Source organism: Ideonella sp. FW305-24 (assembly GCF_058788035.1).
Genome location: NZ_JBYTAI010000009.1, coordinates 159708 through 173158, shown reverse-complemented (window position 1 = coordinate 173158; position 13451 = coordinate 159708). Strand labels below are relative to the sequence as shown.

Annotated in this window: 13 protein-coding genes, 2 tRNA genes and 1 riboswitch; of the genes, 4 read left to right on the top strand and 11 right to left on the bottom strand. The window is 67.5% G+C overall.

Annotated elements, in window-relative coordinates; all coding sequences use genetic code 11:
* Positions 1-8 precede the first annotated feature (8 nt).
* The 4 genes from AC3WR5_RS22935 to AC3WR5_RS22920 are packed head-to-tail and all read right to left on the bottom strand — an operon-like array spanning position 9 to position 3880.
* Entirely contained in the window at positions 9-983 is a 975-nt protein-coding gene (locus AC3WR5_RS22935) for a Bug family tripartite tricarboxylate transporter substrate binding protein (RefSeq protein ID WP_492487408.1), read from the bottom strand.
* Positions 980-1207 carry a DUF2783 domain-containing protein gene (locus AC3WR5_RS22930; protein ID WP_141284741.1) on the bottom strand — a complete coding sequence of 76 codons (228 nt, stop codon included), beginning with the start codon at positions 1205-1207 and terminating at the stop codon, positions 980-982. The genes AC3WR5_RS22935 and AC3WR5_RS22930 overlap by 4 nt, the downstream gene beginning before the upstream one ends.
* A 15-nt stretch (positions 1208-1222) precedes the next feature.
* Positions 1223-2911, bottom strand: a complete 1689-nt coding sequence (locus tag AC3WR5_RS22925; protein ID WP_492487407.1) for an FAD-dependent oxidoreductase — start codon at positions 2909-2911, stop codon at positions 1223-1225.
* A 3-nt stretch (positions 2912-2914) separates the two neighbouring features.
* Entirely contained in the window at positions 2915-3880 is a 966-nt protein-coding gene (locus tag AC3WR5_RS22920) for an MBL fold metallo-hydrolase (RefSeq protein WP_492487406.1), read from the bottom strand.
* 101 nt (positions 3881-3981) lie between these two features.
* Between AC3WR5_RS22920 and AC3WR5_RS22915 the strand changes: the two genes are divergently transcribed.
* The 4 genes from AC3WR5_RS22915 to AC3WR5_RS22900 all read left to right on the top strand — a co-directional run bounded on the left by AC3WR5_RS22915 (position 3982) and on the right by AC3WR5_RS22900 (position 8016).
* Positions 3982-4773, top strand: coding sequence for an IclR family transcriptional regulator (locus AC3WR5_RS22915; protein WP_492487405.1), 792 nt, complete (start codon positions 3982-3984; stop codon positions 4771-4773).
* 69 nt (positions 4774-4842) lie between these two features.
* Positions 4843-6558: a cation:proton antiporter domain-containing protein gene (locus tag AC3WR5_RS22910; RefSeq protein WP_141288514.1), complete on the top strand. Its 1716-nt coding sequence runs from the start codon at positions 4843-4845 to the stop codon at positions 6556-6558.
* Positions 6559-6642: 84 nt separating this feature from the next.
* On the top strand, positions 6643-6828 hold the full coding sequence (locus tag AC3WR5_RS22905; protein WP_141288513.1) for a hypothetical protein: 186 nt from the start codon (positions 6643-6645) through the stop codon (positions 6826-6828).
* A gap of 234 nt (positions 6829-7062) precedes the next feature.
* Entirely contained in the window at positions 7063-8016 is a 954-nt protein-coding gene (locus AC3WR5_RS22900) for a tripartite tricarboxylate transporter substrate binding protein (protein ID WP_492487404.1), read from the top strand.
* A gap of 69 nt (positions 8017-8085) precedes the next feature.
* Here the strand turns inward: AC3WR5_RS22900 and AC3WR5_RS22895 are convergent.
* The 7 genes from AC3WR5_RS22895 to AC3WR5_RS22865 form a co-directional block, all read right to left on the bottom strand.
* A tRNA-Asn gene (locus AC3WR5_RS22895) sits at positions 8086-8161 on the bottom strand.
* A 106-nt stretch (positions 8162-8267) separates the two neighbouring features.
* Positions 8268-8343: transfer RNA gene (locus AC3WR5_RS22890), tRNA-Asn, on the bottom strand.
* Between the two features lie 115 nt (positions 8344-8458).
* The gene (locus AC3WR5_RS22885) at positions 8459-10609 is read right to left on the bottom strand and encodes a TonB-dependent siderophore receptor (protein ID WP_492487403.1); all 2151 of its coding nucleotides are present in this window, start codon (positions 10607-10609) and stop codon (positions 8459-8461) included.
* 60 nt (positions 10610-10669) lie between these two features.
* Positions 10670-10776: riboswitch (TPP riboswitch) on the bottom strand.
* A gap of 135 nt (positions 10777-10911) precedes the next feature.
* Positions 10912-11235 (bottom strand): ferredoxin FdxA, encoded by a 324-nt coding sequence (fdxA, locus tag AC3WR5_RS22880; protein ID WP_141288510.1) that lies wholly within the window; start codon positions 11233-11235, stop codon positions 10912-10914.
* Between the two features lie 123 nt (positions 11236-11358).
* On the bottom strand, positions 11359-12147 hold the full coding sequence (gene cobA / locus AC3WR5_RS22875; RefSeq protein WP_492487402.1) for a uroporphyrinogen-III C-methyltransferase: 789 nt from the start codon (positions 12145-12147) through the stop codon (positions 11359-11361).
* An 8-nt stretch (positions 12148-12155) separates the two neighbouring features.
* The gene (locus tag AC3WR5_RS22870) at positions 12156-12968 is read right to left on the bottom strand and encodes a phosphoadenylyl-sulfate reductase (RefSeq protein WP_492487401.1); all 813 of its coding nucleotides are present in this window, start codon (positions 12966-12968) and stop codon (positions 12156-12158) included.
* Positions 12965-13444, bottom strand: a complete 480-nt coding sequence (locus AC3WR5_RS22865) for a DUF934 domain-containing protein (RefSeq protein ID WP_492487400.1) — start codon at positions 13442-13444, stop codon at positions 12965-12967. The genes AC3WR5_RS22870 and AC3WR5_RS22865 overlap by 4 nt, the downstream gene beginning before the upstream one ends.
* Positions 13445-13451: the final 7 nt, after the last annotated feature.

Genomic DNA, 13451 nt, shown 5'->3' with positions numbered 1-13451 from the left:
GGGATGAATCAATCGAGGGTGATGTGGTTGGCGCGAATCAGCTGGCCCCAGCGTTCGCGCTCGGCTCGCACGTAGTCGGCCATCTGCTGCGGCGTGCCGGGCAGGGCTTCGAGCGCCAATGTCTGGAAGCGGGCCTTGACGAAGGTGCTGTCCAGCGCCGCCTGCAAGGCCTTGTTCAGCTTAGCCACGGTTTCGGGCGGCGTACCGGTGGGCACGACCAGGCCCTGCCAGGCATAGGCGACGAAGTTCGGCAGGCCTTGTTCGGCGAAGGTCGGGATCTCGGGCAGCACCTTCAGGCGCTGCGGGCTGGCCACCGCAATGGCCTTCAGCTTGCCGCTGCCGAGGTACTGCTGCACGCTGGCGGTGTCCATCATGCCGAATGGCACCTGACCGCCCAGCAGGTCGGTGACGGCAGGGCCGGCGCCTCGGTAGGGCACGTGGATCAGCTTGAGCCCCGTGCGCTCGCGCAGCAGCTCGGTCGCCAGGTGGTGCGGGCTGCCGGCGCCGGCCGAGGCATAGCTGGTGCCGTCCGCATGGCTGTTGGCCCAGGCCAGGAATTCCTTCCAGTTCTTCACCGGCACATTGGGCGCGACCACCAGCAGCAGCGGAAAACGTGCCAGCAGGCCGACCGGCGTGAAGTCCTTTTCCGCGTTGTAGCTGAGCTTGCTGAACAGCGAGGGGTTGGCAGCCAGCGTGGCGAAGTCGGCCGTCAACATCACGTTGCCGTAGTCCTTGGACTTGGCCACGTAGTCGGCGGCGATGTTGGTCGCGGCGCCGGGCTTGTTGTTGACGACGATGGGCCGGTTCAGCGTCTTGCTCATTGCATCGGCCACGGTGCGGGCCACCACGTCCGAGCCGCCCCCTGGCGCGTAGCCCAGCACCCATTCCAGCGGCCGGTCCTGGGCCTGCGCAAACAGCGGGGAGGCGGTCGAAGCCAAGGTCGCCAGCAAGGCGGCACGGCGGGAAACGTGGGTGGCGGTCATGCGTTGTCTCTCAGGTCGTTGTTCTTGGGCGCGGGGCCGCTGTCGCGCGCGGCCTGCAGCGCTTCGAGCAGCACCGGAAGCTCGCCGATGTGGTTGGCCAGCAGCAGCACCAGGCGAGCATTGAGCGCGTGGCTCGCGGCGGTGTCCAGGTCCTGGTGCGCGGCGATCAGGGCTTCATAGAAGTCGTCGGGCGCGGCGAGGTTGGGCGTGAGGATCAAGGCCATGGCGGTGTCCGGTGTTCAGCGGGCCAGCGCGCGTTGCAGCGCGGCGCGGAGTTTGGCCTGGCCTGTGGCGTCGGGCAACAGGCGTTCCCAGCGCGCGGCCAGGTGCTGGTCGGGGCGCAGCAGCAGGGCGCTGCCGGGCAACAGCGCGTAGCGTTGCGCCAGCAGGCCTTGCGTGTCGTCTTGCGGACGCAGGTGCAGCAACTGCAGCGGCGCCAAGCCTTCAGCGGCGTGGCGCAATGCGGCGTCAGACCAATCGTTCGCCTCATTGAAGAACAGCAGCGTGAAGCCCTGGTCGCGCCTTGCCAGTTCGCGCAGCAGCCACCTCGCTTGATCGCCCTTGGCTTGCAGCGGTGCATCGGCTGCCGGCGCACCGGGCACCATGCGGCAGCCTTCGGGCGTCTCGCTGGCTGTGTTCAGCGGCGAGCCGGTGAGCGTGCTGGGCAGCGAGAGCCGGCCGCTGTTGACCAGGCTGCGGGCGAACGGGTGGTGCTTGGCGAGCTGCAGCACGGCGTCGCGGAAGACGCGGCTGATCTCGCTCTTGGGCGTGATGAAGTCGGTGGACCGGGTCGAGTTCAGGATGTTCTCGTCGGCCGCGGCTTCGCGTTCGTCGGCGTAGCTGTCCAGCAGGGCGTCGCTGCCCCAGCCTTGCAGCACGGCGGCGAGTTTCCAGGCGAGGTTGTCGGCGTCCTGCACGCCGGAATTGGCACCGCGGGCACCGAAGGGTGACACGCCGTGCGCCGAGTCGCCGGCGAACAGCACCCGGCCGTGGCGGAAGCGCGGCATGCGGCGGCAGGCGAAGGTGTACACGCTGGCCCATTCGAGCGTGAAGTCCTGATCCTCGCCCAGCAGGGCACGCACCCGCGGCAGCACGTTTTCGGGCCGCTTCTCGACCTCTGGGTCCGCGTCCCAGCCGAGCTGGAAGTCGATGCGCCAGATGCCGTCGGGCTGCATGTGCATGAGCACACTGGTCGGCGTGCGTTGCCCGCCTTGCACGCTCTGGCCCGGATGGAAGGGCGGATCGAACCAGAACCAGCGCTCGGCGGGCTGCGCGTGCTTCATGCGCACGTCGGCGATCAGGAAACGATCCCGGAACACCCGGCCGCTGCTTTCCTGGCCCAGCATCTGGCGCAGCGGCGAGCGCGCGCCATCGCAGGCGGCCACGTACTCGGCTTCCAGCGTGTAGTCGCCTTCGGGCGTGCTGACAGTGAGGCTCGCGTGGTCCGTTTGCTGGGCGATGCCGGTGATACGGTGATGCCAGCGCAGGTCCAGCCCCGGCAGTTCGGCCGTGCGCTCGACCAGGTAGCCCTCGACCGCGTGCTGCGGCAGGTTCACGAAGGCTGGTCGCTCATGGCCGGGCTCGGGCAGCAGGTCGAAGCGGTAGATTTCCTCGTTGCCGAAAAACACCTTGCCGACGTTCCACTTCACACCCTTGGCGACCACGCGCTCGCCCACGCCCAGCCGGTCGAAGATCTCCAGCGTGCGCTTGGCAAAGCAGATGGCGCGCGAGCCGGCCGAGAGCTGGCTGTCCTCGTCCAGCAGCACGACCGGCACGCCGCGCTGCGCCAGGTCAATGGCCAGGCTCAGGCCCACCGGCCCGGCGCCGACGACGACCACCGGCCGGCGCACCGGCATGACGGCGTCCTGGTCGGCGCTGCGCTGGTAGCCAAAGCGCAGTTGCTGGAAATCGGTTTCGACCGCGGCCATGGCTCAGCCCTCCAGCGTTTCCCACATCTGGCGGTCGCGCTCGGCCGTCCACACCCGCGGATCGACGTATTGGGTGGCCTCGTCATAGCAGCGCGTCACGTCGAAAGGCATGCAGTGGTCGAAGATGACCCAGTGGCCGTACTTGGGCTTGAGCTGGGCGTAGACCGACTTGTAGACCGCGTTCAAGTCCTGCCCGGCCGCCACGCCAGCTTGCACGGCGGCGTACACGTCCCACACGAAGCTGCGCGTGCCAGCCAGGCCGGCGGCGACCTGTTCGGGCGTGGTCAGCGCGGCGCCGCGGCCGGGCACCAGGGCCACGGGCTGCAGCGCGGCGATGTTGTCCAGCGTCTGCGGCCAGTCCTTGAAGTAGGCGTCGCCGGCATACGGCGTGGCGTCGAACTCGACCAGGTCGCCGCTGAACAGGATCTTCTGCTCGGGCAGCCAGGCCACGGTGTCGCCCTTGGTGTGGCCGCGGCCGAGCTGGATCAACTGCACTTCCAGCTTGCCCAGCCAGACCGACATGCGGCCGGTGAAGGTCATGGTCGGCCAGGTCATGCCGTCCGGTACCGACTCCACCGCCTGGAACAACCGCGGGAAGCGGCCGATCTCGCTGGCCTTGTCGGCCTCGCCGCGCTCGACGATCAGGTCGTAGGTGTCGCGGCTGGCAATGATGTGCTGCGGCTGGTAGGCACTGGCGCCCAGCACGCGCACCGCGTGGTAATGGCTGAGCACCACGTACTTGATGGGCTTGTCGGTCACCTCGCGGATGCGGCGGATCACGTCCTGCGCCATCACCGGCGTGGCCTGGGTGTCGATCACCATCACCGCGTCGTCGCCAATGATGATGCCGGTGTTTGGGTCGCCTTCGGCGGTGTAGGCATAGGCGTTGGCCGACAGCCGCGTGAACGAGACTTTCTTCTCCTCCAGATCGGCTTGCGAGGCAAATGCCTTGGTGGGTTCTTTGCTCATGACGAATCGATTAGGCAATGTGAAAGTGTGTTGATCTTGGTCAATTCGTTTGATAATGTCAAAACAATTCGTTTAGGTATAACTACCAATGTGTGGTAACGATGAGCGTTGAAGACGAGGGCGGCGGCTCGCGCGGCATCCAGAGCATCGAGGTCGGTGGGCGGCTGCTGCGGGCGCTGGTGCACCTGGGCCGGCCGGCGCCGCTGAAGGAACTGGCCGGCGAAGCCGACATGGCGCCGGCCAAGGCGCATCCCTACCTGGTCAGCTTCGGCAAGCTGGGCCTGATCGCCCAGGACCCGGCCACCGGGCAGTACGGCCTGGGGCCGCTGGCGCTGCAGATGGGCTTGATCAGCCTGCAGCAGGTGGACCCGATCCGCCTGGCTTCGGCCGAACTGCCGGCGCTGGCGCGGCAGATCGGCCAGACCGTGGGCATCGCGATCTGGGGCAACCGCGGACCGACCTTCGTGCGGCTGGAGGAGGGGCCGACGGCGGTGCACGTCAACATGCGGCATGGCACGGTGGTGTCGGTGCGCGGCACGGCTTCGGGCCGGCTGTTTGCCGCCTTTGCGCCGCGCGAGCAGGTGCTGCAGGCCTTGCGCGACGAAGCGGCCCATGCGCCGGCCGGCGCGAAGCCGCCGAAGGGCATCGACGCCAGCTTCGAGGCCGAGCTGGCGCAGGTCCGCGCGCAGCGCTTCGCCAGCGTCGACGGCGGTACGGTGCAGGGCATCTCGGCGCTGGCCGCGCCGGTGTTCGATGGCTTTGGCGCGATGGTGCTGGCGCTGACCGCGATCGGCCCGCGCGCCTCGCTGGACCCGTCGCCCGAAGGTGTCGCTGCGCAGCTGTTGAGGGCCAGCGCGGCGGCCTTGTCCCGGCGACTGGGCGCGCGCAGCTGAGCGCTATTCCTGTCGCAGCGTCCGGCCATCGCCTGGAGGAACGGAAGCGTCTGGTAAGGTCAACCGGACATGGAACACAGCACCTCTCTGATCACCACGATTGCCGCCGGTTTTGGCGTTGCCCTCGTCCTTGGCTTCATCGCGGAGCGCTTGAAGCTGCCCGCGCTGGTCGGCTACCTGATGGCCGGCATCCTGATCGGCCCGGCCACGCCGGGGTATGTGGCCGACGTGCACATCGCGTCGCAGCTGTCGGAGATCGGCGTGATGTTGCTGATGTTCGGCGTGGGCCTGCATTTTTCGCTGCAGGACCTGCTGGCCGTGAAGCGCGTGGCGGTGCCCGGCGCCATCGTGCAAATGACGTTTGCGACGCTGCTGGGCATGCTGCTGGCCCACTGGTGGGGTTGGACTTGGGGGCAGGGCCTGGTGTTTGGCCTGTCGCTGTCCTGCGCCAGCACGGTGGTGCTGCTGAAGGCGCTGGAGGCGCGCAACACGCTCGAGTCCATGAACGGCCGCATCGCGGTCGGCTGGCTGGTGGTGGAGGACCTGGCCACGGTACTGGTGCTGGTGCTGCTGCCGCCACTGGCGGGGGTGCTGGGCGGCACCGTGCCCGAAGCCGAAGCTGGCCAGCCTCTTTGGTGGGCCATTGGCCAGACCCTGCTGCTGGTGACTGCCTTCATCGTGCTGATGCTGGTGGTGGGCCGGCGGGTGCTGCCCTGGTTGCTGTGGCAGGTTTCGCGCACCGGCTCGCGCGAGCTGTTCACGCTGGCGGTGGTGGCGGTGGCCATCGGCATTGCCTACGGCGCTGCAGTGCTGTTCAAGGTCTCGTTTGCGCTGGGCGCGTTTTTCGCTGGCATGGTGATGCGCGAGTCGGAGTTCAGCCACCGGGCGGCCGAAGAGTCACTGCCGCTGCGCGATGCGTTTTCGGTGCTGTTCTTCGTCTCGGTCGGCATGCTGTTCGAACCGGCCATCCTGGTCGAGCAGCCGGGGCATGTGCTGGCGGTGGTGGCCGTCATCATCCTGGGCAAGGCGCTTGCCGCTGCGGCACTGGTGATCCTGTTCCGCTACCCGCTGAACACCGCGCTGACGGTGGCCGCCAGCCTGGCGCAGATCGGAGAGTTCTCGTTCATCCTGGCGGGACTGGGCGTGGCGCTGGGCCTGTTGCCGGCCGCAGGCATGAGCCTGGTGCTGGCCGGCGCGCTGATCTCCATCGCGCTGAACCCGCTGCTGTTCGCCGCGCTGGAACCGTTTCGCCGCTGGGTGTTGGCGCGCTCGACGCTGGCGCAGCGGCTGGAGCAGCGCGAAGACCCGTACGCCGAACTGCCTACCAGCACCGAGCGCCGCTACCTGGAAGGTCAGGTCGTGATCGTCGGCTACGGCCGCGTGGGCAAGCGCATTGCGCAGGGGCTGGACGCACGCGGCATCCCCTACGTCGTCGCCGAGCAGAACCGCGAGCGCGTGGAAGACCTGCGCAAGCGCGGTGTGGCCGCAGTTTCTGGCAATGCAGCCGATCCTGCCGTGCTGATCCAGGCCCACATTGCCAATGCTGCGATGCTGGTGATCGCCACGCCGGACGCCTTGAACGTGCGCCAGATGGCCGAGGCCGCCCGCGCGCTGAACCCGCAGATCGAGGTGGTGCTGCGCACCCACAGCGAAGACGAGTCCGAACTGCTGCGGCGCGACAAGATCGGCGCCGTCTTCTATGGTGAGGAGGAACTGGCGCGCGGCATGCTGAGTCACGTGCTGGACCGCTTCGACCGCGACACGCCGGCACCGATGACAGCTTGACGACAGGTTGATTCGTCAACGTGCCAGAAACATGTGGCGTTGAACCGGCACCATCCACTTGATTGACCTCGCGGTCAAACTGCCATGAACAAGCTCGCTGCTGCCCTGATCGCCACCGTGTTTGCTGCCGGTGCCTTCGCCACCGAAACGCCCGCCAAGCCGGAGGCATCGGCCGCTGCTGCATCGGCTCCGGCCAAGGCTTCGCACAAGAAGCACTCGAAGAAGAAGGCCGACGCGGCCGCTGCTGCTGCTCCCGCAGCCAGCAAGTGAGCGGACGGCGCCTGGCGCGCCTTCAGCCCACGTCTCTCGCTTGATCGATAGATGAAACAGGCCCCATGTGGGCCTGTTTTTTCAGGTGCCTGTTTCGGCTGGTCGAAGTGTGCGCCCCGGCGCTTCATGCCTGGCGCGCGACAGTCTCTCTTGGGCGCGCCAAAGCCGGGCTAACCCGATTGGCAGGGTTTGAAAACGCTGCGATTCTCAAATGGTCAGACTATTTGGGACAACATGAACCGCCGCATCGCCTTTTGCCTCGCCCTGCTTGCCGCCTGTGGCGCCGGTCCTGCCTTGGCTGTCGACTACCCCAATCACCCGGTGGAGCTGGTCGTTCCCTACAACCCCGGCGGCGGGACCGACGCACTGGCGCGTGCCTTTGCCGAGGCTGCGCGCAGGCACTTTCCGCAACCCATCGTGGTCTACAACAGGCCTGGTGCGAGCGGCGTGATCGGCTGGCAGGAGGTGCTCAACAGCAAACCGGATGGCTACAAGCTGGCCTTGATGACGGTGGAACTCACCACGCTGCCGCACCTGGGGCTGCAGAAGTTCAGCCACGAGGAGTTCACGCCCATCGCCCGCATGAACGCCGACCCGGCCGCCATCACGGTGAAGGCCGATGCGCCGTGGAACACCATCGAGGAGTTCATCGCCGCCGCCAAGAAGCCGGGCACCGAGTTGCAGGTCGGCAACTCGGGCAACGGCTCGATCTGGCACCTGGCGGCCGCGGCGCTGGAAGACCGCATTGGTGCGAAGTTCAGCCACATTCCCTACCAGGGTGCCAACCCTGCGGTGCTGAGCCTGCTGGGCGGCCACATCGACGCCGTGTCGGTCAGCCCGGCGGAGGTGGCGACCTATGTGGCGGCCGGCAAGCTGAAGATGCTGGCGGTCATGGCCGATCAGCGCCAGAAGGGGTTTGAGAAGGTGCCGACCCTGAAGGAGCGTGGCATTGACGTGGCCGTGGGCACCTGGCGTGGCCTGGGGGTGCCGAGGAACACGCCGAAGGAGGTGGTCGAGATCCTGAAGGTGGCGACGCAAAAGACCATGCAGGAGCCGGCCATGCGCGAAGCGATGGAGAAGTTGTCCCTCGGCTACGCCTACGGAGACGACGAAACCTTCCGTGCCGTGATGGCGCGTGACAACGAGACCTTCAAGACCCTCATTCCCAAGCTTGGCTTGAAGAACTGACCTGAAAAGGCGCTGACGAAGCCACGAAAAAAAGAGCCAGCAGACATTCATCTGCTGGCTCTCATGATTTGGCTCCTCGACCTGGGCTCGAACCAGGGACCTACGGATTAACAGTCCGGCGCTCTACCGACTGAGCTATCGAGGAATTGTCCAAGCAAGTGAATTACTTGACTGGCAGTTCGTCAGTCCCGGAAATCCCGAGACCTTGGTATGTCGACCAAGGCATGCGGTGGCACCTTGGCGTCTTGATTTGGCTCCCCGACCTGGGCTCGAACCAGGGACCTACGGATTAACAGTCCGGCGCTCTACCAACTGAGCTATCGGGGAAGTGAAGCCTCAGATTATAGGCAGAAATTAAAGGGTTTCACAAGAAAACGCCGGGCCGCTCCAAGTTTTCTTCTCCCCCTCGGGGGGCCTGACGCGAAGCGGCAGGTCTGGGGGCTCACAGAAACGCTTGAAAAGACGCGCGAAAAGTTCTGGGCGCCACCGGATACAGGTAGACGTGGCCATATTGGTACGGGCTTTCCTGCCAGGCGCGCTGGTCGAACAGGTTGTCCACGCCCACGCGCAGCACGGTGTCGTGGCCGGCAATGCGGGTCTGGTAGCGGCTGGCGAGGGACCAGGTGGTCCAGCCAGGAATGGCGACCGAGTTGTCCGGCAGCACGTAGCGTGAGCCTTCATGTGAAGCGGTGAGGACAAGCGACAAGCCGGGCACTTGCGGCGGTGCGTAAATGGCAGTGGCACGCAGCGAGCGCTGGGCCACGTTCTCCGGCACCAGGCCGTTCTGGGCCGCATCGGCCGCGCCTTCGCGCCGGGCGCGCAGTGCCATTGCGCTGCCACGCAGGGTCAGCGGGCCGCCGTGCCAGTCCACGCTGGCTTCCAGGCCGCGGTGGCGCGCGTCGCCATCGCTCACCCGGGTGCAACTGCCATCGTCCGAGCAGCTGCCCAGGTCGCTGCTGACCGGGCGGTGGATGTCGAATGCGGTCAGGCTGACGTCCAGCTCGCGGTCCTGGAACTTGACGCCGACTTCGGTCTGGTGGCTCTTCAGCGCAGGCAGCGGCTGGCCGGCATTGCTGTAGACCGGGCGGTTCGGTGCCACGTCGCTCTCGATGCCCTGGCCCCAGCTGGCGTAGCCCATCAGCGTGGACGTGAACTGCTGCGTCAGCGCCAGCCATGGCGTCGTGAAGCTCTGGTCGTAACTGACAGGCTCGCTGCCGTCGGTGGCCACGCTGCCGCGCGACAGCCGAGTGTGGCGCAGGCCCAGCCAGAGGCGGGTGGCCTGGCTCAGGTCGAGCACGTCACGCAGGTGCAGTTCGACGCTGCGCTCGTCGCGGTTGGTGTTGGTGTACAGCGCCTCGGGGCTGGCCGGCACCTCGGTCTTGCCGTCCACTGTGCCGGTGCCGGCGAGGTTGTAGGTCTGCGGGCCGAAGCGGGCGGTGAGCTTGCTCCAGGTCAGGCCGGTGGAGAGCTGGTGGGTCAGCGGACCGGTGGCAAGCTTGCCTTCCAGCGTCAGCGCGGCGGTGCGGGTGTCGCGGTGCTCGTTTTCGCTGCGGAAGTCCCACAGCGACACATGGCCGTCGGCGCTGTAGCGGTCGCACGGCGCGCAGTCGTAGGTGACAGGGTCGAACAGGCCAACCGGGAAGGTCGCGCGGTCGTCCGTCTGCAGCCGCTGCAGCATGGCCTGCGCGCTGAGCTGCCACTGCGCGCTCAGGGCCTGGGTCCAGCGCAGGCTGGCGGTCTGGCCGTCGAACACCACTGGCAGCGACCAGGGCTGGTTGTTCAGGTTCAGCCGCGGGTCCACGGTCGAGGCCTTGGGCAAAGTGTCGCCCAGCATGCTGTAACCCGGCACGCTGGGTTGCGACTGGTGGCTGAACTCGACCTCGGCCTCCAGTTTGCCGCCGCTGCCCAGGCTCAGCATGCCGGCTGCGGCCAGCAGGTGGCGGTGGCCTTCGGTGTCGCGCTGCTGCGGGTCCAGCTTTTCGACCGAGGCGTTGATGCGCAGGCCGGCCTGGCCGTCCAGCAGTTGCTGGTCGATGTCGGCCGCGGCCTTCAGGCTGCCGGATTCGGTCCAGCCCAGCAGCACGCTCTTCTGATCCCCGCGAGGCCGCTTGACGACGAAGTTGACCAGGCCCGCAGGCGAACTGATACCGGCCTGCGCGCCGCTGGTGCCCTTGAGCACCTCGATGCTTTCCTTGTTGTCCATCAGCAGCGCGGTCTCGGCATTGATGGGCAGACCGTCGCGCCGGTAGTTGTGGCGGTTGTCCAACTCGTAGCCGCGCACCCGCATCGAGGCCCAGTAGCCGGGTGCGTTGTAGGCGTCGCCAATGCTGGCGTCCAGCTTGGTGATCTCGCCCAGCGAGTCAATGCCGCTGTCCAGCAGCAGGCCGGTGTTCAGCACGCTGGCCTGGAACGGCGAGCGCGCCAGCGGCGTGTCGCCAAAGCCGGCGATGGTGGCGGGCAGGGCGCTGCTGCGGCCCGTCACGGTGACGACTTCGGTCGGCGTGGTTTGCGCGTGAGCGCCGGCGGTCAATGCCAGCAACGCGGCAGCCGCGAGCGGCAGGCGAAGAAAAGAAGAAGAAAGGCGGCGGGCCATCGGTGACTTCCAGTCGATGGCGCAAGGGCAATGCAGTGAATGGCGGCCGAGGACCGGCACGCGCTCTCAACATGGCTTCCCTGCGCGAGGATTACCTCAATCAGGTTCAAAGGGACTGTCTCAGTCGGCCCCGTCCGGTGGACGGGCCAACACCCCTAGCGGATGCGCTGCAGTCGTGAGAGAGACGGCAGCGCGGGCGGATTATCGCCCTTAACCAGCGCGCAACACGGTGGCGGACTGGCCGGCGCAAAAAGCCCACAAAAAAGCCCGCACGCGGCGGGCTGTTCGGGTGAGCGCGGCGCTCAGCGCTTGAGCTCGCCCAGCTTGCCGGTCTTGTCCTTCCACTCGTCGGCATCCGGCAGCGCGGGCTTGCGCTTGGTGATGCTGGGCCAGAGCTTGGCGAGTTCGGCGTTCAGCGCGATGTATTGCTGCTGGTCGCCGGGCACGTCTTCCTCGGGCAGGATGGCGTTCACAGGGCACTCGGGGATGCAGACCGCGCAGTCAATGCACTCGTCCGGATCGATGGTGAGGAAGTTCGGGCCTTCGCGGAAGCAGTCGACGGGGCAGACGTCGACGCAGTCGGTGTACTTGCAGCGGATGCAGGCTTCGGTGACGACGTGGGTCATGGGGCGGAATCGTTGGTATGAGAAAAGGGGGCGCCCCGTCTGCAGGAACGCACGCGTGGCTTGCTGCGCGGCGGCTGGCGACCGAAGTCGACCGCGCCGGCAGCGGCTGGCGAAAAGCGAATTTTACGGTGGGAAGGCGGCGCTTGCTGGATGGCCTTCAACTGCTGTCGCAGTCGGCGCAGCCAACAGGCGACAGACCGGTGCCGCGCCGACGCCCACGGTGACCACGGCCGGCCGGCCGGCATGCATCACGCAGGCGGCTGGCAAGGTGCTCACGCAATGGTCGGACATCAGCTGGTCCGGCCAGCCTGCGCGAGAGACCACGTTGACCGGCGTGTCGCCTGCCCAGCCGGCGTCCTGCAGCCGGCGGGAGAGGTCGGCCAGCTGGCGGCCGGCCATGTAGAAGACTTCGGTGTCTGCGCGCTGGCTGGCACGCAACTCCAACTCTGCCGTCATCGCGGTGCTCAGCGCCAGGCTGCGGCCCTGGCCGCGGCGGGTCAGCGGACGCTGCGTGGCGGCAGCCGCTGCCAACGCCGCAGTCACGCCGGGAATGACTTCGCTGGCAATGCCGGCCTCGGCCAGCGCTTGCAGTTCTTCTTCCAGACGCCCAAAGATGGACGGATCGCCGCCCTTGAGCCGGGCGACGACGGCGCCGCTCGTGGCGTGCTGCACCAGCAAGGCGTTGATGCGCGCCTGGGCGGTGGCGGCGGTGAAGCCGCGCTTGCCCACGTCCAGCCACAGGGCTTGTGGCGCGAAGTCGCGCAGCGACGGGTCGGTCAAGGCGTCGAACAGCACGACCTGCGCCTGGCCCAGCGCCCGGGCACCGCGCAGCGTGATCAGGTCAGCCGAACCAGGGCCGGCACCGATGAAGATGACGCGGCCTGGTGTTGCGGGGTTGGCAGGCAGGGACATGCGCGGGTTCAGGCTTCGGCCGTCTCGGCTTCAGGTCGAACGTGCAGGCCGCATTCTTTGGCCTTCTCGTCTTCCCACCACCAGCGGCCAGCGCGGAATTCCTCGCCCACCGCGATGGCGCGGGTGCAGGGTGCGCAGCCGATGCTGGGCATGAACTGGTCGTGCAGCGCGTTGTACGGCACGTTGTTCTGCTCGATGTAGTGCCAGATGTCGGCCCAGGTCCAGTCGACCAGCGGGTTGTACTTGGTGCGGCCGTTGGCCTCGACTTCGCTGGCGGGCATCTCGCCACGGTTTTGCGACTGCTCGCGGCGCAGGCCGGTGACCCAGGCGCTGCGGCCTTCCAGCATGCGGCCCAGCGGCTCCAGCTTGCGAACAAAGCAGCAGCCCTTGCGCAGCTCCAGGCTTTCGTACATGGCTTTTTCGCCGTTCTTGCGCACGAACTGCACCACCGCTTCGTTGCGCGGCTCGTAGACCTCGACCGGCAGCTGATAGCGCTGCTCGATCTGCGGAATCAGCGCCAGCGTCTGGGCGTGCAGCGCGCCGGTCTGCAGCGTGCCGATGGCAATGGGCAGCTTGTGGCGCGCGATCAGGTCGGTCAGCACCATGTCTTCGGCGCCCAGGCTGTTGGCCAGCACGACGCTGCCGGGGTGCTGCTCGGCGGCTTCGCGCAGCCAGGCGACCGTGGCTGCCACGCGCGCTTCGAAGCCAGCCGTGTGGCGGGCATACAGCGCAATCGCGCTGGACGCGGCGCTGGCCCAGGGCAGGGTGGAGGTTTCGCCGGCATCCGGCGCGGGCAGGACGGAGAGGTTGTCGGCGCTCATGCAGCAAGCCTTGCAAACAGCGGGCGACTCTGCGAGACATCGCCCTGGTAGTGCTCGGTGACCAGCGTCAGCGCGCGGCGGGCACTCTCTTCACGCTGGTCGGCGCGCAGCTGCACGGCGTCCACGCCGGTGCGCTGCAGCAGCGGCAGCATGTCGACCAGCACTTCGCCGGTGGCGCGCACTTCGCCCTGGTAGCCCAGGCGGGCGCGCAGCGTGCGGGCCTGGCTGTAGGCGCGGCCGTCGGTCCACTTGGGGAACTGCAGTGCGACCAGCGCGATGCGCGGCAGGTCGCTGGCCAGTTCTTCCACGTCGAATGTGTTGGGCAGCGTGACGGCGACTGGCAGCTCGGCCGGCCAGCTGGCGCGCACGGCTTGCCACTGGGCCAGCGTCAGCAGGCGCTGGGCGGCGGCGGCCGGCGCGGTTTCGGCGGCGTCAACTGCCTGCCAGCCGGTGTCTTGGAGGGAAACGAACTTCATGGTGGAT

Bases quoted from the DNA above. Each gene is read 5' to 3' on its own strand.
- AC3WR5_RS22925 (WP_492487407.1), bottom strand. From the start codon at position 2,911: ATGGCCGCGGTCGAAACCGATTTCCAGCAACTGCGCTTTGGCTACCAG.
- AC3WR5_RS22930 (WP_141284741.1), bottom strand. From the start codon at position 1,207: ATGGCCTTGATCCTCACGCCCAACCTCGCCGCGCCCGACGACTTCTAT.
- AC3WR5_RS22915 (WP_492487405.1), top strand. From the start codon at position 3,982: ATGAGCGTTGAAGACGAGGGCGGCGGCTCGCGCGGCATCCAGAGCATC.
- AC3WR5_RS22900 (WP_492487404.1), top strand. From the start codon at position 7,063: ATGAACCGCCGCATCGCCTTTTGCCTCGCCCTGCTTGCCGCCTGTGGC.
- AC3WR5_RS22920 (WP_492487406.1), bottom strand. From the start codon at position 3,880: ATGAGCAAAGAACCCACCAAGGCATTTGCCTCGCAAGCCGATCTGGAG.
- AC3WR5_RS22905 (WP_141288513.1), top strand. From the start codon at position 6,643: ATGAACAAGCTCGCTGCTGCCCTGATCGCCACCGTGTTTGCTGCCGGT.
- cobA (WP_492487402.1), bottom strand. From the start codon at position 12,147: ATGTCCCTGCCTGCCAACCCCGCAACACCAGGCCGCGTCATCTTCATC.
- AC3WR5_RS22865 (WP_492487400.1), bottom strand. From the start codon at position 13,444: ATGAAGTTCGTTTCCCTCCAAGACACCGGCTGGCAGGCAGTTGACGCC.
- AC3WR5_RS22935 (WP_492487408.1), bottom strand. From the start codon at position 983: ATGACCGCCACCCACGTTTCCCGCCGTGCCGCCTTGCTGGCGACCTTG.
- AC3WR5_RS22885 (WP_492487403.1), bottom strand. From the start codon at position 10,609: ATGGCCCGCCGCCTTTCTTCTTCTTTTCTTCGCCTGCCGCTCGCGGCT.
- AC3WR5_RS22910 (WP_141288514.1), top strand. From the start codon at position 4,843: ATGGAACACAGCACCTCTCTGATCACCACGATTGCCGCCGGTTTTGGC.
- AC3WR5_RS22870 (WP_492487401.1), bottom strand. From the start codon at position 12,968: ATGAGCGCCGACAACCTCTCCGTCCTGCCCGCGCCGGATGCCGGCGAA.
- fdxA (WP_141288510.1), bottom strand. From the start codon at position 11,235: ATGACCCACGTCGTCACCGAAGCCTGCATCCGCTGCAAGTACACCGAC.